Below are 22,525 nucleotides of genomic sequence, written 5' to 3' on the forward strand. Positions count from 1 at the left end.
ACCGGGCTTTTTTACTGGAACCCCCTGCTTGCGATGGCGCAGTTACGCGGCATCGGACTGGGCACGACGGGTCTGCGCCTTGATCAACCGATCCATGGTGCGCAGCGACTTGTCTTCCAGGGCCAGTGCCGAATCCACCCAGATCTTGGTGATTTCCAGCAGTTCGTCATAGCCCACCGCCTGGGCCAGGTTGCGTGCAGCGTTCATCGCCAGGTAGGTGCGCGGGGTGCGCTGCTGCTGGCGGATCAGGTCTTCGGCGGCCTTGATGCCCTGGCCCTTGGGCACCAGCACGTCGACCACGCCCATGGCGTACATCTCTTCGGACGAGTAGACGCGGCCTTCCAGGATGATCTTCTCGGCCAGCTGCGGGGCCACGCGGCGGCACAGGAACGAGTACGCGCCCATGCCCGGGAACAGCCCGAACAGCACTTCGGGCAGGCCCATGCCACAGCCTTCCTCGGCAATGATGGTGTGGCAGGCCAGCGCCATTTCCAGGCCGCCGCCCAGTGCATCGCCCTGGATCAGCGCGATCGAGCGCACGTCGCCACCGAAGCCGGTGTGCAGGTGGTGCACGCCTTCCACGCAGCGCTGGGCATAGGCGAGCAGGCGGTCGCGGTTGCCTTCGCGGATCAGCTGGGCGAACAGGGCCAGGTCGCCGCCCAGGTTGTAGGCAGTGGCATCGGAGGCCAGCACGAAGTGGCGCAGGCGGCCGCTGTTGCGCTCGGCCGGGGACAGCGTGATCTGACTCATGACGCTCCACATTTCATCGAGCATGTCCTTGCGGCAGCAGGGACGGATGCCGGTGGCGGCATCGGCGTGCATGAAGAGCCAGTGGGCGGCGTCGTCGGGGGTCGACTCGGTGCGGATGGTCGCGTAGCCGCGGGAATACGGAAGCTTTTCGATGGATTGCATGGTGATTGCCTCGGCGGGGTTGGCCTGCAGGGAGGACGGTGGGCGGCAGGCCGGACGGGTCCACACGCCGCGATCCTACACCGCCAACCCGGGCCGGAATGCAAACGCCCTGCATAATGTCCGCGGCCGCCCGGAATACCGGCCAGAATCTCGTTCAGCCTTATGCCGCAAGGGAATCCAGCGATTCACATCGCGCTGCGTGGCCGCAGGTGATGGTGACGGGTCAATATAGGAATTCGACGAATATCCAGCACCACGCCCTGCGTGGCTGCAGTAACTCACTTCAATTTCTGGCGGGACTGGAGGATTTCCAAATGAACGCTGCCGTCGGAATGATGGTGATGCTGGTCCTGGCAATAGGCACCGCAGGTGCCCGGACGTCGAACGGGTACGGCCAGACATCGCCGCCGGTTTCCGTGAAGTGCCTGCAAGTGGTCCAGGAACACGTAAAGAAGACGCGCGGGTGGGATGCGACCGCATACGTGGTCGATGCCGAGGACGTTGGAGGTTCGGGGCGCGGCTTCTCTGTCCTGTTGCTGGCGGAGATGAGCGCGCGGCTGCCTGCAGGTGGCGCCGAGTCGTTCCATGTGGACACGGACCTGACGTGCTCGCGGGTGACGGGTGAGTTGGGGTATCAGTGAGCGCGGCAGGCAGAAAGCAGAACGCCCGCGAGGCGGGCGTTCTGGTGGTGCTTGATGCCGGCAGTTACGCGGCGGGTGCGTCGCGCAGTTCGCGGCGCAGGATCTTGCCGACGTTGGTCTTCGGCAGTTCCTTGCGGAACTCGACGATGCGCGGGTGCTTGTAGCCGGTCAGGTTGGCGCGGGCGTGTTCCTTGACCATTTCGGCGGTCAGGTTCGGGTCCTTCTTGACGATGACCACCTTGACGATCTCACCGGACTTTTCATCCGGCACGCCCACGGCGGCCACTTCCAGCACGCCGGGCATCATCGCGATGACGTCTTCGACTTCGTTCGGGTACACGTTGAAGCCGGACACCAGGATCATGTCCTTCTTGCGGTCCACGATGTAGAAGAAGCCGTGCTCGTCCATGCGTGCCATGTCGCCGGTGTGCAGCCAGCCCTCGGCGTCGATCGCCTTGGCGGTTTCTTCCGGGCGCTGCCAGTAACCCTTCATCACCTGCGGGCCACGGATGCACAGCTCGCCGACGTCGCCGGCCGGCAGGGTGACGCCGTTGTCGTCCTTCACGCAGGCGTCGGTGGACGGGATCGGCAGGCCGATCGCGCCGTTGTACTCGGCCAGGTTGAGCGGGTTGATGCAGGCCGCCGGCGAGGTCTCGGTCAGGCCGTAGGCCTCGACCAGGGTGATGCCGGTGGTCTTCTTCCAGCGCTCGGCCACGGCACGCTGCACCGCCATGCCGCCGCCCAGGGTGACCTTGAGCGAGGAGAAATCCACCTCGTCGAAGCCGGGGGTGTTGAGCAGGCCGTTGAACAGCGTGTTGACGCCGGTGATGGCGGTGAAGCGGGTGGACTTGAGCTCCTTGACGAAGCCCTTCATGTCGCGCGGGTTGGTGATCAGGTGGTTGCAGCCACCGAACTTCATGAAGACCAGGCCGTTCGCCGTCAACGCGAAGATGTGGTACAGCGGCAGGGCGGTGATGATCCACTCCTTGCCCATCTCGATGCCCGACGCGGAGATCCACGCCGAGGCCTGCTGCATGTTGGCCACCAGGTTGCGGTTGGTCAGCATGGCGCCCTTGGCCACGCCGGTGGTGCCGCCGGTGTACTGCAGGAAGGCCACGTCGTCGTGGTCCAGCTCCACCTTCGGCAGGGTGTGGCCGCTGCCCAGCTTCAGTGCCTGGTTGAAGCGGATCGCACCGCGCAGGGTGTAGTTGGGCACCATCTTCTTGATGTACTTCAGCACGAAGTTCACCACCACGCCCTTCAGGCCGAGCATGTCGCCCAGGCCGGTGGTGATGACCTGCTTGACCTGCGTATCGGCGATGACCTGCTGCACGGTGTCGCCGAAGTTGTCCACCACCACCAGCACGGCGGCGCCGGAATCGACCAGCTGGTGCTTGAGCTCGCGGGCGGTGTACAGCGGGTTGACGTTGACCACGGTCAGGCCGGCGCGCAGCACGCCGAAGGTGGCCACCGGGTACTGCAGGCAGTTGGGCATCATCAGGGCGACGCGGTCGCCCTTCTTGAGCTTCAGCTCGCCCAGCAGGTAGGCGGCGAACTGCTCGACCAGGGCATCGGTTTCACCGTAGGTGAGGACCTTGCCGAAGCTGGAGTAGGCGGGACGGTCGCGGAACTTGGCCACCGACGTATCGAACACGGCCGACACCGAATGGAACTCGTTGACGTCGATTTCGGCGGGCACGCCGTTGGGATAGCTCTGCAGCCAGGGACGTTCCAGACTCATTATTCCCCCTCCAGGAAACGTTGATGGTGTGATGCTGACGGAGAGTATCCGTCGTTTCGGTCCCCGGCAGCATACCGGTCCGAATGGAAAACGCGAAGAACCTGTGAACATCGCGTGCAGGGGGCGTCGAAACGCCCCCCGCATGGGGGAGGGGCCGGGGCCGGCTCAGCGGGCCGCCAGCTGGCGCAGCACGTACTGCAGCAGGCCGCCGTGCTTGAAGTACTCCACTTCCTTCGGGGTGAGCAGCATCACGTGGGCCTGGAAGGTCTTTGCGGTGCCGTCGGCCTTGGTGGCGGTGACGGTGGCGGTCTTGCTGGCGCCATCGGCCAGGCCGGTGATGTCGACCGTTTCCGAGCCGTCCAGGCCCAGGCTCTGGGCGTTTTCGCCGGCCTGGAACTGCAGCGGCAGCACGCCCATGCCGACCAGGTTGGAGCGGTGGATGCGCTCGAAGCTTTCGGCCATCACCGCCTTCACGCCCAGCAGGTTGGTGCCCTTGGCCGCCCAGTCGCGCGAGGAGCCGGTGCCGTACTCCTTGCCGGCGAAGACCACCAGCGGTACGCCCTCGGCCTTGTACTGCATGGCCGCATCGTAGATGGCCAGCTTCTGCGGCTCGCCGCCCGCCTTGGGGAAGTACAGGGTGTTGCCGCCTTCCTCGCCGCCGAACATGAGGTTCTTGATGCGGATGTTGGCGAAGGTGCCGCGCACCATCACATCGTCGTTGCCGCGGCGGCTGCCGTAGCTGTTGAAGTCGGCCGGCTGCACGCCGCGCTCCTGCAGGAAGCGGCCTGCCGGTGAATCCTTCTTGATGTTGCCGGCCGGGGAGATGTGGTCGGTGGTGATCGAATCGCCGAACAGGCCCATCACCCGCGCCCCGTGCACGTCCTCGATATGGCCGACCTGCATGGTCATGCCGTCGAAGTAGGGCGGGTTCTTGATGTAGGTGGAGCTGCCATCCCATTCGTACAGGTCGCCATCGGGCGACTGGATGGTGTTCCAGCGGCTGTCGCCCTTGAACACGTCGGCGTAGTTCTGCTTGAACATCTCCGGGCCGATGGTGGCCGCGATGACATCGCCGATTTCCTTGTTGCTCGGCCAGATGTCGCGCAGGTACACCGGCTGGCCATCGCTGCCGGTGCCCAGCGGCTCGGTGGTCAGGTCGATGTCGGTGGTGCCGGCAATGGCATAGGCCACCACCAGCGGCGGGCTGGCCAGGTAGTTCATCTTCACTTCGGGGTGCACGCGGCCCTCGAAGTTGCGGTTGCCCGAGAGCACCGAGGTGACCACCAGGTCGCCACTGGCGATGGCGGCGCTCACTTCGGTGGGCAGCGGGCCGGAATTGCCGATGCAGGTGGTGCAGCCGTAGCCGACCACGTAGAAGCCGACCTTTTCCAGCTCGGTGAGCACACCGGCCTTCTCAAGGTAGTCGGTGACCACGCGCGAGCCTGGGCCGAGCGAGGTCTTCACCCACGGCTTGCGGTCCAGCCCCTTGGCCGCCGCATTGCGGGCCAGCAGGCCGGCACCGATCATCACCGCCGGATTGGAGGTGTTGGTGCAGGAGGTGATGGCGGCGATGACCACCGCGCCGTCCTTGAGCCGGTAGCGGGTGCCGTCATGCTCGACATCGGCATAGCCCTTGGCCAGCTGCTCGTTGCCGACCGCCGCGCCGCCGCCTTCGTTGACGAACGTGGCGATATCTTCGTTGCGCTTGTCGCGGTTGGTGGTCAGCCCGCCCAGGTTGTCGCGGTAGTTCTGCTTGACGTCTTCCAGCAGCACGCGGTCCTGCGGACGCTTGGGGCCGGCCAGCGACGGCTTGACCTCGCCCATGTCCAGTTCCAGCGTGGCGCTGTAGCTGGCGTGGGCGGTGTTGGCGTCGTGCCACAGGCCCTGGGCCTTGGCGTAGGCTTCCACCAGTGCGATCTGTTCCTCGCTGCGGCCGGACAGGCGCAGGTAGGTCAGCGATTCGTTGTCGATCGGGAAGATGCCGCAGGTGGCGCCGTATTCGGGGGCCATGTTGCCGATGGTGGCGCGGTCGGCCAGCGGGAGGTGCTGCAGGCCTTCACCGAAGAACTCGACGAACTTGCCCACCACGCCGTGCTTGCGCAGCATCTGGGTGACGGTGAGCACCAGGTCGGTGGCGGTGGCGCCTTCGGGCAGGCGCCCGGTGAGCTTGAAGCCGACCACCTGCGGGATCAGCATGGAGGAGGGCTGGCCCAGCATGGCCGCCTCGGCCTCGATGCCGCCCACGCCCCAGCCCAGCACGCCGATGCCATTGATCATGGTGGTGTGGCTGTCGGTGCCGAATACCGTATCGGGGTAGGCCACCTGCTTGCCGCCCTTCTCGGCGGTCATGACGACGCGGGCGAGGTTTTCCAGGTTCACCTGGTGGACGATGCCGGTGTTGGGCGGCACCACCTTGAAGTTGTCGAACGCCTTCTGGCCCCAGCGCAGGAAGCCGTAGCGCTCCTGGTTGCGCTGGAACTCGATCTTGCCGTTCAGGTCCAGCGCGTCGGGGGTGCCGAACACATCGACCTGCACCGAGTGGTCGATGACCAGTTCGGAGGGAATCTGCGGGTTGATCTGCTCCGGGCGACCGCCCAGCTTGACCACCGCATCGCGCATGGCGGCCAGGTCGACCACGCAGGGCACGCCGGTGAAGTCCTGCAGGACCACGCGGGCGGGCATGAAGGCGATTTCGATGTCCGGCTCGGCCTTGGGATCCCAGCGCGCCACCGCTTCGATGTGGTCCTTGCCGACGGTGACCCCGCCGTCCTCGTGCCGGAGCAGGTTCTCCAGCAGGATCTTCATCGAATAGGGCAGGTGGGAAATGTCGAACTGCTGTCCGAGCCTGGGCAGGCTGAAGTAGTCGTAGGTGGTGCCGCCGACGTCCAGCTGGCTGCGGGTGGAGAACGAATCGCTCATGCGGGGTGACTCCTCTTGCGGATGGCTTGCAGTGGCCCGTGGGGGCCTGCTTGCGGTTGCCGGTGTCCCGACGGCCCGGCAGTCGGCGTCAGTATGAACGATTCAGCCGGGCGGCGGTCTGCGGCAGGCTCTCAGGCTACCTATGAATATGTATCGCCGGTGTCATGGGTATGGCAGTGGAAGTATGCCCGGGGAAGTATGTATAATTTGTGCATACTTTGGAGGGCCTACCGATGGAAGCCACCGTTGCAGAACGCGGACAGATCACCTTGCCCAAGGCGGTCCGCGACGCGCTCGGCCTGACCAAGGGCACCCAGTTGAAGGTGGAGCTCGACGGCAGCCGCATCATCCTGCGCAAGAGCGTGGACGATGCCATTTCGCGTGCCCGCGGCAAGTTCGCGCTGGATGGCTTCGAGTCGGCCGAGGCGGCCGTGCTCGCCGTGCGCGACGAGGAATGAGCGCTGCATGATCGCCGTTGATTCCCCGGTCCTCATCGAGCTGCTCAGCAACGGCCCCCAGGCCGATGCGGTGGAAGCCTGCCTGCGCCAGAGCCTTGTCGGCGGCCGCGTGGTGATCTGCGGGGTGGTGCTGGCCGAGATCTGCGCCGCGCTGCGCGGCGGCGCCGAGGTGCAGGAAGCACTGGAAGAGATGGGCGTCCGCTTCAGCCCGCTGGAAGCCAAGTCGGCGCTGCGTGCCGGCGAGATGCACCGCCGCCACCGCCAGCGCGGGACCGGCAGGCGGGGCATCGACGATTTCATGGTCGGCGCGCACGCGCTGCTGCAGTGCGACGGCCTGATCACCTGGAACGACACATTTTACCGCGACTACTTCAAGGGCCTGAAGCTGATCGTGCCGCACGCCTGAGCCCGTTACTCAACCGCCGTATTCAACCGAAGTCTTTTCAAAGAATTTCCCGGGAGTTGTCATGTTGGAAGCCTACCGCCACCACGTAGCCGAGCGCGCCGCGCTTGGCATCCCGCCGCTGCCGCTGAGCGCCCAGCAGACGGCCGACGTCATTGAGCTGCTGAAGAACCCGCCGGCGGGCGAGGCCGAGTTCCTGCTCGACCTGCTCACCCACCGCGTGCCGGCCGGCGTCGATGATGCCGCCAAGGTCAAGGCCTCGTACCTGGCCGCCATTGCCTTCGGCAGCGAAACCAACGCGCTGATCCCGCGCGAGCGCGCCACCGAACTGTTGGGCACCATGCTGGGCGGCTACAACGTCGCGCCGCTGGTGCAGCTGCTGGACGATGCCGCCGTCGGCGCGATCGCCGCCACCGCGCTGAAGAACACCCTGCTGGTGTTCGATGCCTTCCACGACGTGCAGGAAAAGGCCAAGGCCGGCAATGCCAACGCCCAGGGCGTGCTGCAGAGCTGGGCCGATGCCGAGTGGTTCACCAGCCGCCCGGAAGTGCCGCAGAGCCTGACCATCACCGTGCTCAAGGTGACCGGCGAAACCAACACCGACGACCTCTCGCCGGCCCCCGATGCGACCACCCGCCCGGACATCCCGCTGCACGCCCTGGCGATGCTGAAGAACAAGCGCGATGGCATCGAGCCGGAAGAAGACGGCAAGCGCGGCCCGGTCAAGTTCATTGAATCGCTGAAGGACAAGGGCCACCTGGTGGCCTACGTGGGCGACGTGGTGGGTACCGGTTCGAGCCGCAAGTCGGCCACCAACTCGGTGCTGTGGTTCACCGGCGAAGACATTCCGTTCATTCCGAACAAGCGTTTCGGTGGCGTGTGCCTGGGTTCGAAGATCGCCCCGATCTTCTACAACACCATGGAAGACGCCGGCGCGCTGCCGATCGAGCTGGACGTGTCGCAGATGAACATGGGCGACGTGGTCGAGCTGCGTCCCTATGACGGCAAGGCCCTGAAGGATGGCCAGGTCATCGCCGAGTTCCAGGTGAAGTCCGACGTGCTGTTCGACGAAGTGCGCGCCGGTGGCCGCATTCCGCTGATCATCGGCCGTGGCCTGACCGCCAAGGCGCGCGAAGCGCTGGGCCTGGCCCCGACCAACCTGTTCCGCCTGCCGATGGACCCGCCGGATACCGGCAAGGGCTTCTCGCTGGCGCAGAAGATGGTCGGCCGCGCCTGTGGCCTGCCGGAAGGCCAGGGCATGCGCCCGGGCACCTACTGCGAACCGAAGATGACCTCGGTGGGCTCGCAGGACACCACCGGCCCGATGACCCGCGACGAGCTGAAGGACCTGGCCTGCCTGGGCTTCTCGGCCGACCTGGTGATGCAGTCGTTCTGCCACACCGCTGCCTACCCGAAGCCGGTGGACGTCAAGACCCACCACACGCTGCCGGAGTTCATCTCCACCCGTGGCGGCGTCTCGCTGCGCCCGGGCGATGGCGTGATCCACAGCTGGCTCAACCGCATGCTGCTGCCCGACACCGTCGGCACCGGCGGCGATTCGCACACCCGTTTCCCGGTGGGCATTTCGTTCCCGGCCGGCTCGGGCCTGGTTGCCTTCGCGGCGGCCACCGGCGTGATGCCGCTGGACATGCCCGAATCGGTGCTGGTGCGCTTCAAGGGCACGATGCAGCCGGGCGTGACCCTGCGTGACCTGGTCAACGCGATTCCGCTGTACGCGATCAAGTCCGGCCTGCTGACCGTGGCCAAGGCCGGCAAGAAGAACATCTTCTCCGGTCGCATCCTGGAAATCGAAGGCCTGCCGGACCTGAAGGTCGAGCAGGCGTTCGAACTGTCCGATGCCTCGGCCGAACGTTCGGCCGCCGGTTGCTCGGTGCACCTGAACAAGGAGCCGATCATCGAATACCTCACCAGCAACATCACGCTGCTGAAGTGGATGATCGCCGAGGGTTACCAGGACGCCCGTTCGCTGGCGCGCCGCATCGAGAAGATGGAAGCCTGGCTGGCCAACCCGGAGCTGCTGCAGCCGGATGCCGACGCCGAGTACGCCGCCGTCATCGAGATCGACCTGGCCGACATCCACGAGCCGATCGTGGCCTGCCCGAACGATCCGGACGACGTCAAGACGCTGTCGGACGTGGCTGGTGCGGCCATCGATGAAGTCTTCATCGGTTCGTGCATGACCAACATCGGCCACTTCCGTGCGGCTGCGAAGCTGCTGGAAGGCAAGCGCGACATCCCGACCAAGCTGTGGGTGGCCCCGCCGACCAAGATGGATGCCTCGGAGCTGACCAAGGAAGGCCATTACGGCACCTTCGGCACCGCCGGTGCACGCATGGAAATGCCGGGCTGCTCGCTGTGCATGGGCAACCAGGCACAGGTGCGCGAAGGTGCGACGGTGTTCTCGACCTCGACCCGCAACTTCCCGAACCGCCTGGGCCGCAACTCCAACGTATACCTGGGTTCGGCCGAGCTGGCCGCGATCTGCTCGCGCCTGGGTCGCATCCCGACCAAGGAAGAGTACATGGCCGACATCGGCGTGCTGGATGCCAGCAGCAAGGACATCTACCGCTACATGAACTTCGACCAGATCGAGGACTACCAGGACGTGGCCAAGACGGTTGCCGCCTGAGCCTGATCGGCTGATGTGTTGAACGAAAACCCCCGGTGAGAACCGGGGGTTTTTGTTTGTCAGCGTCGTGGATAGCGGAACGGCCAGGCGTTGGTGGCGTCGTTGCTGCGTTCGGCGCAGACGGCGCGGAAGGTTTCCACGAACGCCTGCTGCAGGCGGGTGGGGTGCCAGTCGGCGCGGGTGGTGAGGCCGATGCGGCGGCGCAGGTCGTCGCCGGCGCTGCCGATTTCGCTGAGCAGGCCCGCGCGGCGTTCGATCACGAACTGATCGCGTGACATCAGGGTGAGCCAGTCGTCTTCCAGCAGCAGGCCGCGGGTGATCAGCACCGAGCCGCATTCGATGCGCAGGCGCGGCGGTTCATGGCCATGCTGGCGGAACATGCGTTCCCAACGGGCGCGCACAGGCGCGCCGGTGGCGGCGATCACCCAGGGAAACGCCAGCAGCCGGTCGAAGTCGAGCGGGCCGCTGCCGGCCAGCGGGTGCCCGCTGCGCGCGACGATCACCGGGTCATCGTCGAACAGGCCTTCCTGCGCGACATCGCGCACGGGCAGGGTGTCGCGCATCGCACCGTTCAACAGGTCCAGGCTTCCGGCGCGAAGATCGCCCAGCAGTTCCGCGTAAGGGCCTTCGATCACATTGACCGATGCGCCCGGGTGGGCGCGGGCAAAGCGCGCCAGCACCTGTGGCAGCAGGATCGCGCGGGCAAGCGGCATCACGCCGAGCGTGACTTTGCCGCCCTGCTCGGAGCGCAGCAGGGTAACTTCGTCCAGGCCCGCTGCCAGTTCGGACAGCGCCAGCCGCACCAGCCGCAGCATGCGTGTGGCGGCCGGGGTGGTCTGCACGGTCTTGCCGTGACGCTCGGTCAACGGCGTTTCAATGGCGGTGCCCAGCTCGTGCACGGCGCGGTAGATCGCCGGCTGGGAGATGCCGGCGCGCGCTGCGGCCAGGGTGAAGCTGCCGGCGTCGTCCACCGCCACGAGCGCGCGCAGCTGCCCGAGCGTGACGCGTCGCTCAACGGCAGGCAACGCAGGCAGGCGCTGTGCACGCCGTGCCACCCGCACGCCATCGGCGATGTAACCCAGTGCGCGCTCGATGCGGGGCACCAGCAGTTCCGCTGCTTCCGTGGGTGCCATGCCGCCGGGCTGGCGGTCGAACAGGGGTGCGTCCAGTTGGCTCTCCAACCGCGCGATGGCTTGGGTCAGTGCCGGCTGGGAGAGATTCACGTGTGGCGCGGCGGCGCTGATGCCGCCGTGGTGGTGCACCGCGACCAGCGCATGCAGATGCTTCAGGTTCAGCTCGAAGGGCCGGTTCATGGATCAACTATAACCAAACCCAATGGCTGTTGCGGAAATCGATCTTGAGGGGTGGGCGCTGGCGGACAAGACTGCATCATCGTCATTGAAGGATGGATGGATGTCCCGCGTCGTCACCCGTGTCGAACGCGCCGCTGCCGGCGCACTCCAGGTCCTGGCCCAGGCAGGCGTGGCCACCGCGCATGAGTCGCAGGGCCGAAGTGGCCTGCTGCACCCGCGGCTGCGCCCGATCTACAGCGGCGCCCGCATTGCCGGCAGCGCCATCACCGTGTCGGTGCCGCCCGGCGACAACTGGATGATGCACGTGGCCATCGAGCAGCTGCGCGAAGGCGATGTGCTGGTGGTGGCGCCGACCAGCGACTGCACCGACGGCTACTTCGGCGACCTGCTGGCCACCTCCGCGCAGGTGCGTGGCTGCCTGGGGCTGGTGATCGATGCCGGCGTACGCGATGTGCGCGACCTGACCGCAATGGGCTTCCCGGTCTGGAGCCGGGCGATCCATGCGCAGGGTACGGTCAAGGAGACGCTGGGCTCGGTGAACGTGCCGGTGGTCTGCGGCGGTGCGCTGGTCCACCCCGGCGACGTGGTGATCGCCGACGATGACGGCGTGGTGATCGTGCCGCGCGCCGATGCGGTGCGGGTGGCGGCCGAATCGCAGGCGCGCGAAGCGCGCGAGGCGGAGAAGCGTGAACGCCTGGCCAAGGGCGAGCTGGGCCTGGACATCTACGCCATGCGCGAACGCCTGGCGGCCAAGGGCCTGCGCTATGAGTAAGGGTGTGCCGGCCATGTGGATGCGCGGTGGCACCTCCAAGGGCGGCTACTTCCTGGCCACCGACCTGCCGGCCGATGCGGCCGCGCGCGATGCGTTCCTGTTGCGCGCGTATGGCTCGCCGGACCCGCGCCAGATCGATGGCATGGGCGGCGCCGACCCGCTGACCTCCAAGGTCGCGGTGGTATCGCCCTCCCGCCCTCCCGCCACCCCGGCGCGGACGTGGATTACCTGTTCCTGCAGGTGTTCGTCGACCAGGCCGTGGTGAGCGATGCGCAGAACTGCGGCAACCTGCTGGCCGGGGTCGGGCCGTTCGCCCTTGAACGCGGGCTGGTGCAACCCACCGGCGAAAGCACCGATGTGCGCATCTTCATGGTGAACACCGGCAAGGTGGCCACCGCCAACGTACAGACCCCCGGCGGCCAGGTGCGCTACGACGGTTCGGCGCGGATCGACGGTGTGCCGGGCACGGCGGCGCCGATTCCGCTGACCTTTGCTGACATCGCCGGCTCCAGCTGCGGCGCGTTGCTGCCGACCGGCAACGCGGTGGATGTGATCGGGGGGATGGAGCTCACCCTGATCGACAACGGCATGCCCTGCGTGGTGCTGCGCGCCAGCGATGTAGGCGTGAGCGGGTACGAGGACCGCGCCACGCTGGATGCCGACGATGCGTTGAAGGCGCGCCTGGAGGCGATCCGCCTGCAGGCGGGGCCGTTGATGAACCTCGGCGATGTCAGCGCGCAGTCGGTGCCCAAGATGATGCTGGTGGCGGCCCCGCGCGACGGCGGCGCGATTTGCGTGCGTTCGTTCATCCCGCACCGCTGCCACGCCTCCATCGGGGTGCTGGGCGCGGTCACCGTGGCCACGGCCTGCCTGCTGCCCGGATCGCCGGCCCATGCGCTCGCGGTGGTGCCCGACGGCAGCCGCCTGCAGCTGGACATTGAACACCCCAGCGGCAGCACCGGCTGCGTGCTGGAGCGCGACGCGCACGGGCAGGTGGCCGCTGCGGCCATCCTGCGCACCGCCCGAAAGCTGTTCGACGGCGTGCTGTTCGACTGAATACGCACGACGTCTCTATTCTTGTGACCTGGGAGGGTTGTTATGACTGTTGTTGAGAAGCGGCAGGGCCGCTTCGGCGTCTTTGGCCAGTTGTGGTTCCAGGTGCTGGCCGGCACCATCATCGGCGTCGTACTGGGTTGGCTGCAGCCGGATTGGGGTTCGGCGATGAAGCCGTTCGGCGATGCCTTCATCAAGCTGATCCGCATGATGATCGGCCCGATCATCTTCGTGACGGTGGTGCACGGCATCGCCGGCATGCGCGACATGAGCAGCGTGGGCCGGCTCGCGCTGAAATCGCTGATCTATTTCGAGGTGATCACCATCCTGGCGCTGATCGTCGGGCTGGTTGCGGTCGATCTCTGGCAGCCCGGCGCCGGCATGAACATCGACCCGGCCACCATCGACATGGCCAGCATCCAGGGTTACGTGCATACCGCGCACGACCAGTCGATCGTGTCCTACATCATGGCGATCATTCCCAACACGCTGGTCAGTGCGTTCACCGAGGCGCACGTGCTGCAGGTGCTGTTCGTGGCGGTGCTGTTCGGCGTGGCGCTGGCCTCGATCGGTGAGCGCGGCGCGCCGGTGATGAAGGTGATCGAAGGCACCTCGTCGGCACTGTTCAAGATCATCGGCTACGTCATGTACTTCGCGCCGATTGGCGCGTTCGGCGCCATCGCCTTCACCGTGGGCCAGTTCGGCGCGGGGTCACTGCTGTCGCTGGGCGAGCTGATCATCGAGTTCTTCGTGGTCTGCGCGGCGTTCACGGTGTTCGTGCTCGGCGCGGTGTGCTGGTGGACCGGCGCCAGCCTGTGGCGGCTGCTGGCTTACCTGCGCGATGAAATCGTGATCGTGGCGGCCACCACCTCCACCGAAACGGTGCTGCCGCGCCTGATCGAGAAGATGAAGAAGCTGGGCTGCGAAGAAGGCGTCGTCGGCTTCGTGATTCCGGCCGGCTACTCGTTCAACCTGGATGGCACCTGCCTGTACCTGACCACGGTGGCGCTGTTCCTGGCCCAGGCGACCAACACCGAGCTGACCGTGTGGCACCAGCTGGGGCTGATCGCGGTACTGCTGCTTACGTCCAAGGGCGCCGCCGGCGTGGCCGGTGCAGCGTTCGTGGTGCTGGCAGCGACGCTGGGCACCACCGGCACCATCCCGGTGGCCAGCATCGCGCTGATCCTGGGCATCCACCGCATCCTGGCTGAAGGCCTGACCTTCGTGAACCTGGTCGGCAACGCGATTGCGGTGCTGGTGATCGCCAAGTGGGAAGGCAAGCTGGACGAGAAGGTGATGGCCGCGCAGATCGGCACCCGCCGCGCCCGCCTGCGCCACCTCGGCGTGCGCGAAGCCTGACCGACGCGCCGCGGGCTGCCCGCGGCGCCCCCCCGAATGCATTGAACCCGCTGCCCACGGCAGCGGGGAGGGAGTTTTCATGTCCATCTTCCGCCACACCCCGCTGGCGCTGCTGCTCAGCGCTGCACTGGCCGCCCCGGCCGCCGCCGAAGGCACCCTGCCCAAGGGCGTCGACCTGACCCTGGATTTTGTCGGCAACGTTGCCTCCAACCCCGTGGGCGGGGTGGAGCAGGGCACCGAAGGCTCGTACTGGATCATGGCCCAGTCGAAGTTCGACCTGGACGCGTTGTTCGGCGTGCACAACACCGACGTGGACGCGCAGTGGGCCTGGTTTGCGGGGCGCAACCTGGCGCGCGAGAAGATCGGCAACTCGATCAGCGCGCAGCAGACCTGGCGGCCGGTGGCCGGTGGCCGCCTGACCCGGCTGACCGTGCGCCACCGCTTCGACAACGGGCTGAGCATCACCGCCGGCCGTGCGCCGGTAAACAGCTACTTCAACAACTCCGCGCTCAACTGCGTGTTCATGAGCAATGCGATGTGCCTCACTCCGTATGGCGCGATCACCGACCTGGGCATCACCGCATTCCCGAACTCGTCCTGGGCCGGCATCCTGCGCTACGACGTGAATGATCGCTGGTATGTGCAGGGCGGGGCGTTCGACTACAACAACGAGCTGAACAAGGCCGGCAAGAACGGCCTGGACTTCTCGGTGGGCGAGGGCACCGGCACCATCACCGCCTATGAGGCCGGCTACCAGACCAGCTTCGCCAACGACCGGCTGCCGCGCACCTACCGCGTGGGCATGTACCGCAACACCGATGGCGGCAAGAGCTCCTACTTCGACGCCAACGGCAACTCGGCCGCGCTGACCGGCAAGCCCACGGTGATGCAGGAGGGCGCACGCGCGGGCTGGTACGCAATGGCCGACCAGACCGTGTGGCGCGGCGAGGGCAAGCGCAACCTGGCGCTGTTCGCCCGCGCCTACGTGAACACCGGCAATGAAGCGCCGGTGGACCAGTTCGCCGCGGTCGGCTTCGTCAAGACCGGCACCTTCGCCGGCCGCGACCAGGACACCTTGGCGATGTTCGTCTCCAACACCCACTTCAGCGATGAGCAGATCGCCTTCCTGCGCGACCGCCGCGCACGCAATGGCGGCAGCGGTGCGCCGAATGCCGACGAGATCATCGCCGAGCTCAGCTATGGCTGGGCGGTGCACAAGGGCATCCGGCTGATGCCCAACCTGCAGTATGTGATCAACCCCGACCCGATCTACGCGCCGACCCGTACCACCGACATTCCCGACGCGCTGATCGTCGGGCTGCGCGTGGATGTGCATTTTGCCCAGCTGTTCGGCTGGTGATTCCTCCCCCACGAGGCCCCTGATGATCATCGATTGCCACGGTCACTACACGACCGCCCCCGCCAGCCACGATGCGTTCCGCAAGGCGCAGGTGGCCCATTTCAACGACCCCTCGCTGCCGGCGCCGGTATACCCGGTGATCAGCGACGACGAACTGCGCGAGAGCGTGGAAGGCAACCAGCTGCGCCTGCTGCGCGAGCGCGGCGCGGACATGACGATCTTCTCGCCGCGCGCCAGCACCATGGCCCACCACATCGGCGATGAAGCAGTGAGCGCGGAATGGACCCGGCGCTGCAACGACCTGATCGCGCGGGTGGTGGCGCTGTACCCGGAGACCTTCATCGGCGTGTGCCAGCTGCCGCAGTCGCCCGGCGTGCCCATCGCCAACTCGATCGCCGAACTGGAGCGCTGCGTCAACGAGCTGGGCTTTGTCGGCTGCAACCTCAATCCGGACCCTTCTGGCGGCCACTGGAACGGGCTGCCGCTGACCGACCGCGCCTGGTACCCGTTCTTCGAGAAGATGGTGGAGCTGGACGTGCCGGCCATGGTGCATGTCTCGGGCAGCTGCAATGCCAATTTCCACGCCACCGGCGCGCACTACCTCAATGCCGACACCACCGCGTTCATGCAGTTCCTGCAGGGCGACCTGTTCCGTGACTTCCCGGAACTGCGCTTCATCATTCCACACGGCGGCGGCGCGGTGCCCTATCACTGGGGTCGCTTCCGTGGCCTGGCCGACATGTTGGGCAAGCCGCCGCTGAACGAGCATGTGATGAAGAATGTGTTCTTCGACACCTGCGTTTACCATCAGCCGGGTATTGACCTGCTGTTCAAGGTGATCGACATCGACAACATCCTGTTCGGCTCGGAAATGGTCGGCGCGGTGCGTGGCATCGACCCGGAAACCGGGCAGTTTTTCGACGACACCCTGCGCTATGTGGAAGCACTGGGGCTGTCGGCGGCGGATCGCAGCAAGGTGCTGTCGGGCAACGCGCGCCGGGTGTACCCGCGGCTGGATGCGCAGCTGAAGGCGAGGGGGCTGTAATGGCGGATTTCGTGAAAGATGCCGATTGGCTGGATTTCTGCCCGGACCCGAGCCGGCCGGTATTCGTGCCGCCGCCGGGCGCGGTGGATGCGCATTGCCACGTGTTCGGCCCGGGGGACCAGTTTCCGTATGCGCCTGAGCGCAAGTACACGCCCTGCGATGCGGGCAAGGCGCAATTGTTCGCGTTGCGCGACCATCTGGGCTTTGAGCGCAACGTGATCGTGCAGGCGACCTGCCACGGTGCCGACAACCGGGCCCTGGTGGATGCGCTGCGCAGTGCCGACGGCCGCGCGCGCGGCGTGGCCACGGTGCGCGATACGGTCACCGACGACGAACTGCGCGAGCTGCATGAGGCCGGTGTACGCGGGGTGCGCTTCAATTTCGTGAAGCGGCTGGTGGACCCGAAGCCGGATGCGTACTACCACGCCATCATCGAGCGGATCGCGCCGCTGGGCTGGCATGTGGTGGTGTATTTCGAGGCGGCCGACCTGGCCGAGCGTTGGGATTTCTTTACTTCGCTGCCGACCACGGTGGTGGTGGACCACATGGGCCGGCCGGACGTGACCCAGCCGGTGGACGGGCCGGAGTTCCAGCGTTTCGTACGTTTGATGCGCGAGCATCCGAACGTGTGGAGCAAGGTGAGCTGCCCGGAGCGGCTGTCGCAGTCGGGCCCACCGAATTACGACGATGTGGTGCCGTTCGCCCGGCACCTGGTGGAGCAGTTCCCGGACCGGGTGTTGTGGGGCACCGATTGGCCGCACCCGAACCTGAAGTCGCACATGCCCGATGACGGCAAGCTGGTGGACTTCATTCCACGGATTGCGGTGACCGCCGACCAGCAGCAGAAACTGCTGGTGGACAACCCTATGCGGTTGTACTGGGCGTAAGCGCGGGATCAACCCCGCGCGAGTGCCATCAGGCGTTCGGCGATCCGCTCGAGCGGGACCTGCTCGTCGGTGGCGCCGAGTTTGAAGGCGGCGCCCGGCATGCCCCAGACCACGCTGGTGGCTTCGTCCTGGACCAGGGTGGGTGCGCCGACGTTCTTCAGTTCCAGCAGGCCACGCGCGCCGTCGTCGCCCATGCCGGTGAGGATCGCGCCGATGGCGTTGGCACCGGCACTTTCGGCCACCGAACGGAACAGTACGTCCACCGCCGGCTTGTGCCGGTTCACGGCCGGGCCGTCATCCACCCGGCAGCGCCAGCGCGCACCGTCACGGATCACCCGCAGGTGCTTGCCGCCGGGTGGCAGGTAAGCGTGGCCAGGCAGCACCGCTTCGCCGTCGCTGGCTTCGCGCACGGACATCGCCGAGTGGCGGTCCAGGCGTTCGGCAAAGGCGGTGCTGAAGGTGGCGGGCAGGTGCTGGGTGAGCACCACCGCCGGGGCATCGGCCGGGAGGCCTTCGAGCACCACGCGCAGCGCCTCGGTACCGCCGGCCGAGGCGCCGATGGCGATCAGGCGGTCGGTGGTACGGAACTGGATCGACCGCGCGGGCGAGGGCGCCACGGCGTCCAGGGTGATGCGCGGGGTGATCGGGCGGGCCAGGGTGCGCACGCGCGATCGCGCCGCCATCTTGACCTTGCCGATGATCTCTTCGGCATAGCCCTGCAGGCCTCGCGCCACGTCGAACTTGGGCTTGGAGATGAAATCCACCGCGCCCAGCGCCAGCGCCTGCAGGGTGGTGTCCGCGCCGCGCTCGGTCAGCGACGAGATCATCACCACCGGCAGCGGGTGCAGGCGCATCAGGTTTTCCAGGAATGCCAGCCCGTCCATGCGCGGCATTTCCACATCCAGCGTGATCACGTCCGGGGCCAGGCGCTTGATCTTCTCGCGCGCCAGCAGCGGATCGGCCGCGGTGCCGACCACTTCGATGCCGGGGTCGCTGGCGAGGATCTCGCTCAGCATCTGCCGCACCACCGCCGAATCGTCGACGATCAAAACCCTGCAGGGTGAACCGTTGATCATTCGAACAGCTCCACGCCACCGGTGACCGGGGCCTTGGACAGGCGGGCACGCACGGCCGATTCGGTCGCGGCCACTTCAGCTTCGTGGGCGTGCGGCAGGCGCTGCACCACTACGCGGCCGGTGTCGGCGAAGAACCACACCTTGCGCGGGTGGATGCCGCACAGGTCTTCGGCCAGCACGGGAATATGTTCGGCCTGCAGGTACTGGCGCACGAACTCGGCGTTGCGGGTACCCACCGGGTTGCTGGTGAAGCCCTTGAGCACGTTGGCGCCGCCGAACACCTTGGCCTCCAGGCGCTTGCGGTGCGCACCACGCTTGAGCAGGTCGTTGATCAGCAGTTCCATGGCGTAGCTGCCGTAGCGCGCCGGGGCACCATCGCCGACGTTGCCCTCGGGCAGCAGGAAATGGTTCATGCCGCCAATCTTCAGCACCGGGTCGCGCAGGCACGCGGCCACGCACGAGCCCAGGGTGGTGGTCAGCGCGGTGTCGTCGTCCACCACCAGGTACTGGGTGGGCAGCAGCTTGGCGGCGGTGACCTTGAAGCGGCTGTCGAAGTAACGCATCACATCGTCGGGGCGGGCGGCCAGGTTCATGCCGGGGCTCCGGGCGCGCGCTTGTACAGGGTGCGACCACACGGCTGGATCAGGTCGGCGGCGTGCAGGTAGTTCTCCGAGTGGCCGGTGTAGAGCAGGCCATCGTCGCCCATGTGCTGGATCAGCCGCGACAGGATGCCGCGCTGGGTGGGCTTGTCGAAATAGATCATGACGTTGCGGCAGAACAGCGCGTCGAACGGGCCGCCCACGTCGTAGCGGGGGGCCAGCAGGTTGAGCGGGCGGAAGTCGATCAGCTCGCGCAGCGCCGGATGCACGCGGCACTGGCCTTCATTGGGGCCGCTGCCACGCTGGAAGTACCGCTTCTTGATCGCCGGGTCCAGGCCCGATACGCGGTCGATGGCATACACGCCACGGCTGGCGGTGGCCAGCACCTGGGTGTCCACATCGGTGGCGAGGATGCGCACCGGCGGCTTCAGCGTGCCGAACGCTTCGCAGGCGGTGATCGCCATGGAGTAGGGCTCTTCGCCGGTGGAGGCCGCGCACGACCACAGCTGCAGGGTGCCGTGGCCGGCACGCGCGCGCAGCTCGGTGTCGAGCTTCTCGAAATGGTGCGGTTCGCGGAAGAACGCGGTGAGGTTGGTGGTCAGCGCGTTGGTGAACGCCTGCCACTCATCGCCGCCGTGGCTTTCCAGCTGGTCCAGGTACTCCTGGAAACTGCGCAGGCCGAGCGTGCGCAGCCGGCGCGAGAGCCGGCCGTAGACCATGTCGCGCTTGGCCGGCGCCAGCGAGATGCCGACGCGCTGGTAGATCAGGTCGCAGATGCGGCGGAAGTCGCGGTCGGCGAACTCGAATTCGCGGCCGGTCGTAGATGCAGCAGAGGCAGGTGCGGTGGGCGTGGTCACGGGCGAACTCGATCAAAGGGAGAAGGCGGCGGCCGTGCGGCCGCCGCGTGCGCTCAGAACTCTTGCCAGTTGCCATCGTCGGCGGTGGTGCGCGGTGCGCGCGCCGCCGGGGCCGGCTTGCGGGCGACTGCCTTCGGCGCGGCCGCAGGCGTCACGGCGCGCTGCGGCGCCGGGGTGGCGATGCGCGCGGTGACGGCACTGACGGCGGCAGCCACCTGGTTGTCGAGGCGGAAGATCGACACCGCATCGGCCAGCTGGGTGGCCTGTTCTTCCATGGCGCGGGCGGCGGCGGTGGCTTCTTCCACCAGCGCGGCGTTCTGCTGGGTGGTTTCGTCCATCTGCACCACGGTCTGGTTGACCTGTTCGATGCCGGCCGACTGTTCCTGCGAGGCGGCCGAGATCTCGGCCATGATGTCGGTCACGCGCTGCACCGAGGCGACGATCTCACCCATGGTGGTACCGGCCTTGTGCACCAGGGCCGAGCCATCGGACACGCTGGCGACCGAATCGTCGATCAGGCCCTTGATCTCCTTGGCGGCGGCAGCAGAGCGCTGGGCCAGGGTGCGCACTTCGGAGGCGACCACGGCGAAGCCGCGGCCCTGTTCGCCGGCGCGCGCCGCTTCCACCGCGGCGTTCAGCGCCAGGATGTTGGTCTGGAAGGCGATGCCGTCGATCACCGAGATGATCTCGGCGATGCGCTTGGAGCTGGCTTCGATGGCGCTCATGGTGGTGACCACCTGGCCGACGACGTCGCCGCCCTGCGAGGCCACGCCGTGTGCGCCGATCGCCAGCTGGTTGGCCTGGCGGGCGTGTTCGGCGTTCTGGCGCACGGTGGAGGTCAGTTCCTCCATCGAGGCGGCGGTTTCTTCCAGGTTGGCGGCCTGCTGTTCGGTACGGCGCGACAGGTCGCTGTTGCCGGTGGCGATTTCGCCGGCGGCCAGGTTGATGTTGCCGGCCGCTTCCTGGATCTGGCCGACGATCTGGGTCAGCTGGGTCACGGTGGCGTTGGCGTCGTCGCGCATGGTGGCGAACACGCCCTGGTACTCGCCGTGCATGCGCGCGGTGAGGTCGCCTTCGGCAATGGCCGAGAGCAGCTGCGAGAGCTTGCCCAGGTTGTCGTCGCTGACCTGCATCATCGCGTTGAGGCTGGCGATCATCTGGCCGAAATCGTGGTCGAAGCGGGCCGCGTCGCCGCGCTGGGTGAAATCACCCGCTGCCGCGGCAGCGCCCAGGCGCTTGATCTCGGCGTTGATGCTGGCCAGGTTCTGCTTGACGGTGTCCACGGTGGTGCTGATGGCGGCCTTGTCGCCCGGATAGCGGGCGATGTCGGCGCTCAGGTCGCCCACGGCGTAGCGCTGCACCACGGCCAGCACGTCCTGCATGGTCTGCACGTGCGCGCCGACCAGGGTGTTGGTTTCATGCACCATCAGGCCGTATTCGCCCGGGAACGCGGATTCGTCCATGCGGAAGCTGGTCTGGCCGGCATCGTGCTGGCTGGCCATTTCACGCTGGGCGCCGATCACCGCGTGCAGCTGCTGCTGCATGCGGCCCATGCTTTCCAGCAGGCGGCCCGGTTCGTCCTGCGCCTGCGCGCCGATGCGGGTGTCGAGCTTGCCGCGCGCGATGCTGTCGGCCACGCCGGTGGCCTGGCGCAGCGGCCCGGTGATGCGGTTGCCGATCAGCCAGCTCAGGGCCAGCACCACCAGCACCAGCGCGCCGCCGGTGGCGGCCATGATGCCGGTGAAGGCCAGCGCGTCGGACTGCACATCGTCCATGTACACGCCACTGGTGACCACCCACTGCCACGGCGCATACATGCCGGCATAGGTGGACTTCTCGATCAGCTTCTCGCCCGCGCCGGGCTTGGTGGTCGAGTAATAGGTGTAGCCACCGCCGGTCTTGGCCATGTCCACCTGCTGCAGGTACAGCGGCACGCCGTCCTTGGACAGGTAGTCCTTCTGCACCTTGCCGACCCGGTCCGGGGCGAACGGGTGCATGAGCAGGGTGTAGTCGGTGGCCAGCACGTTGTAGTACGCGCTCTCGCCGTCGGCGCGCATGCTGTGCAGCGCCTGCAGTGCCGCCGCCTTGGCCGCCTCTTCGGTGAGTTCGCCGGTACCGGCCAGTCGCTTGTAGTGATCCAGGATGCCGTAGGTCAGTTCGACTTGGGTCTTGAGGGCATCCTTGCGGGTCTCGGCCAGGTCCAGGTACTGGATGCGCGCGGCGATGATGGCCAGGGCGACCACGCCGATGGCGATCAGGGCGGTAAGCAGGTTCAACTTGCCGCGCACGGACAGGTTGGAGAAGCGACTGGAAAGATTCATGGGCGGGGGGGCCTTCTCTAGCGGGGGCGTACAGCGCAAGCCGACGTCGACGAACGTGTCGAGGCAATGGAGTTATCGGCAGAAACCGGCGCCGATTTAGCGGCGCGAGCTGAGCGCATTCAGCTTCAGACATGAAAAGGCCCCGATGCCGGAGCATCG

General features: G+C 66.9%; 17 protein-coding genes and 1 pseudogene. 10 read left to right on the forward strand and 8 right to left on the reverse strand.

What is annotated here, in order from left to right; all coding sequences use genetic code 11:
• Nucleotides 1-42 precede the first annotated feature (42 nt).
• Nucleotides 43-912, reverse strand: coding sequence for a crotonase/enoyl-CoA hydratase family protein (locus NMB40_RS07010; RefSeq protein ID WP_282247214.1), 870 nt, complete (start codon nt 910-912; stop codon nt 43-45).
• Nucleotides 913-1,226: 314 nt separating this feature from the next.
• Here NMB40_RS07010 and NMB40_RS07015 point away from each other — a divergent pair, with 314 nt between their 5' ends.
• The gene (locus NMB40_RS07015) at nt 1,227-1,553 is read left to right on the forward strand and encodes a hypothetical protein (RefSeq protein WP_494360572.1); all 327 of its coding nucleotides are present in this window, start codon (nt 1,227-1,229) and stop codon (nt 1,551-1,553) included.
• A 64-nt stretch (nt 1,554-1,617) separates the two neighbouring features.
• On the opposite strand, the gene NMB40_RS07020 is transcribed toward NMB40_RS07015, so the two are convergent.
• Nucleotides 1,618-3,294 (reverse strand): long-chain fatty acid--CoA ligase, encoded by a 1,677-nt coding sequence (locus NMB40_RS07020; protein WP_448142579.1) that lies wholly within the window; start codon nt 3,292-3,294, stop codon nt 1,618-1,620.
• A gap of 165 nt (nt 3,295-3,459) precedes the next feature.
• The gene (gene acnA, locus NMB40_RS07025; protein WP_494360573.1) at nt 3,460-6,213 is read right to left on the reverse strand and encodes an aconitate hydratase AcnA; all 2,754 of its coding nucleotides are present in this window, start codon (nt 6,211-6,213) and stop codon (nt 3,460-3,462) included.
• A gap of 233 nt (nt 6,214-6,446) precedes the next feature.
• Between acnA and NMB40_RS07030 the strand changes: the two genes are divergently transcribed.
• The 3 genes from NMB40_RS07030 to acnB all read left to right on the forward strand — a co-directional run bounded on the left by NMB40_RS07030 (nt 6,447) and on the right by acnB (nt 9,724).
• Nucleotides 6,447-6,671 carry an AbrB/MazE/SpoVT family DNA-binding domain-containing protein gene (locus NMB40_RS07030; protein ID WP_494360574.1) on the forward strand — a complete coding sequence of 75 codons (225 nt, stop codon included), beginning with the start codon at nt 6,447-6,449 and terminating at the stop codon, nt 6,669-6,671.
• A 7-nt stretch (nt 6,672-6,678) separates the two neighbouring features.
• The gene (locus NMB40_RS07035; protein ID WP_282247208.1) at nt 6,679-7,077 is read left to right on the forward strand and encodes a type II toxin-antitoxin system VapC family toxin; all 399 of its coding nucleotides are present in this window, start codon (nt 6,679-6,681) and stop codon (nt 7,075-7,077) included.
• Between the two features lie 61 nt (nt 7,078-7,138).
• Nucleotides 7,139-9,724, forward strand: a complete 2,586-nt coding sequence (gene acnB / locus NMB40_RS07040) for a bifunctional aconitate hydratase 2/2-methylisocitrate dehydratase (RefSeq protein WP_282247209.1) — start codon at nt 7,139-7,141, stop codon at nt 9,722-9,724.
• A gap of 59 nt (nt 9,725-9,783) precedes the next feature.
• On the opposite strand, the gene NMB40_RS07045 is transcribed toward acnB, so the two are convergent.
• Nucleotides 9,784-11,037, reverse strand: coding sequence for a LysR family transcriptional regulator (locus NMB40_RS07045; protein WP_494360575.1), 1,254 nt, complete (start codon nt 11,035-11,037; stop codon nt 9,784-9,786).
• 100 nt (nt 11,038-11,137) lie between these two features.
• Between NMB40_RS07045 and NMB40_RS07050 the strand changes: the two genes are divergently transcribed.
• The 6 genes and pseudogenes from NMB40_RS07050 to NMB40_RS07075 all read left to right on the forward strand — a co-directional run bounded on the left by NMB40_RS07050 (nt 11,138) and on the right by NMB40_RS07075 (nt 17,513).
• Entirely contained in the window at nt 11,138-11,809 is a 672-nt protein-coding gene (locus NMB40_RS07050) for a 4-carboxy-4-hydroxy-2-oxoadipate aldolase/oxaloacetate decarboxylase (protein WP_448142585.1), read from the forward strand.
• Nucleotides 11,802-12,865, forward strand: a pseudogene (locus NMB40_RS07055) (4-oxalomesaconate tautomerase). The gene NMB40_RS07050 and the pseudogene NMB40_RS07055 overlap by 8 nt, the downstream one beginning before the upstream one ends.
• 42 nt (nt 12,866-12,907) lie before the next feature.
• Entirely contained in the window at nt 12,908-14,221 is a 1,314-nt protein-coding gene (gene dctA / locus NMB40_RS07060) for a C4-dicarboxylate transporter DctA (protein ID WP_494360576.1), read from the forward strand.
• A gap of 79 nt (nt 14,222-14,300) precedes the next feature.
• Nucleotides 14,301-15,581 carry a carbohydrate porin gene (locus NMB40_RS07065; protein WP_494360577.1) on the forward strand — a complete coding sequence of 427 codons (1,281 nt, stop codon included), beginning with the start codon at nt 14,301-14,303 and terminating at the stop codon, nt 15,579-15,581.
• A gap of 22 nt (nt 15,582-15,603) precedes the next feature.
• Entirely contained in the window at nt 15,604-16,626 is a 1,023-nt protein-coding gene (locus NMB40_RS07070; protein ID WP_494360578.1) for an amidohydrolase family protein, read from the forward strand.
• Nucleotides 16,627-16,637: 11 nt separating this feature from the next.
• Entirely contained in the window at nt 16,638-17,513 is an 876-nt protein-coding gene (locus NMB40_RS07075) for an amidohydrolase family protein (RefSeq protein ID WP_494360579.1), read from the forward strand.
• 8 nt (nt 17,514-17,521) lie between these two features.
• On the opposite strand, the gene NMB40_RS07080 is transcribed toward NMB40_RS07075, so the two are convergent.
• The 4 genes from NMB40_RS07080 to NMB40_RS07095 are packed head-to-tail and all read right to left on the reverse strand — an operon-like array spanning nt 17,522 to nt 22,366.
• Nucleotides 17,522-18,589, reverse strand: a complete 1,068-nt coding sequence (locus tag NMB40_RS07080) for a protein-glutamate methylesterase/protein-glutamine glutaminase (RefSeq protein WP_282248260.1) — start codon at nt 18,587-18,589, stop codon at nt 17,522-17,524.
• Nucleotides 18,586-19,182 (reverse strand): chemoreceptor glutamine deamidase CheD, encoded by a 597-nt coding sequence (gene cheD, locus NMB40_RS07085; protein WP_282248259.1) that lies wholly within the window; start codon nt 19,180-19,182, stop codon nt 18,586-18,588. The genes NMB40_RS07080 and cheD overlap by 4 nt, the downstream gene beginning before the upstream one ends.
• Entirely contained in the window at nt 19,179-20,045 is an 867-nt protein-coding gene (locus NMB40_RS07090; protein WP_282248258.1) for a CheR family methyltransferase, read from the reverse strand. Before NMB40_RS07090 ends, cheD begins: the two co-directional genes overlap by 4 nt.
• 53 nt (nt 20,046-20,098) lie before the next feature.
• Nucleotides 20,099-22,366: a methyl-accepting chemotaxis protein gene (locus tag NMB40_RS07095; protein ID WP_494360580.1), complete on the reverse strand. Its 2,268-nt coding sequence runs from the start codon at nt 22,364-22,366 to the stop codon at nt 20,099-20,101.
• Nucleotides 22,367-22,525 lie beyond the last annotated feature (159 nt).

This window comes from Stenotrophomonas sp. FBCC-B152 (assembly GCF_059134105.1).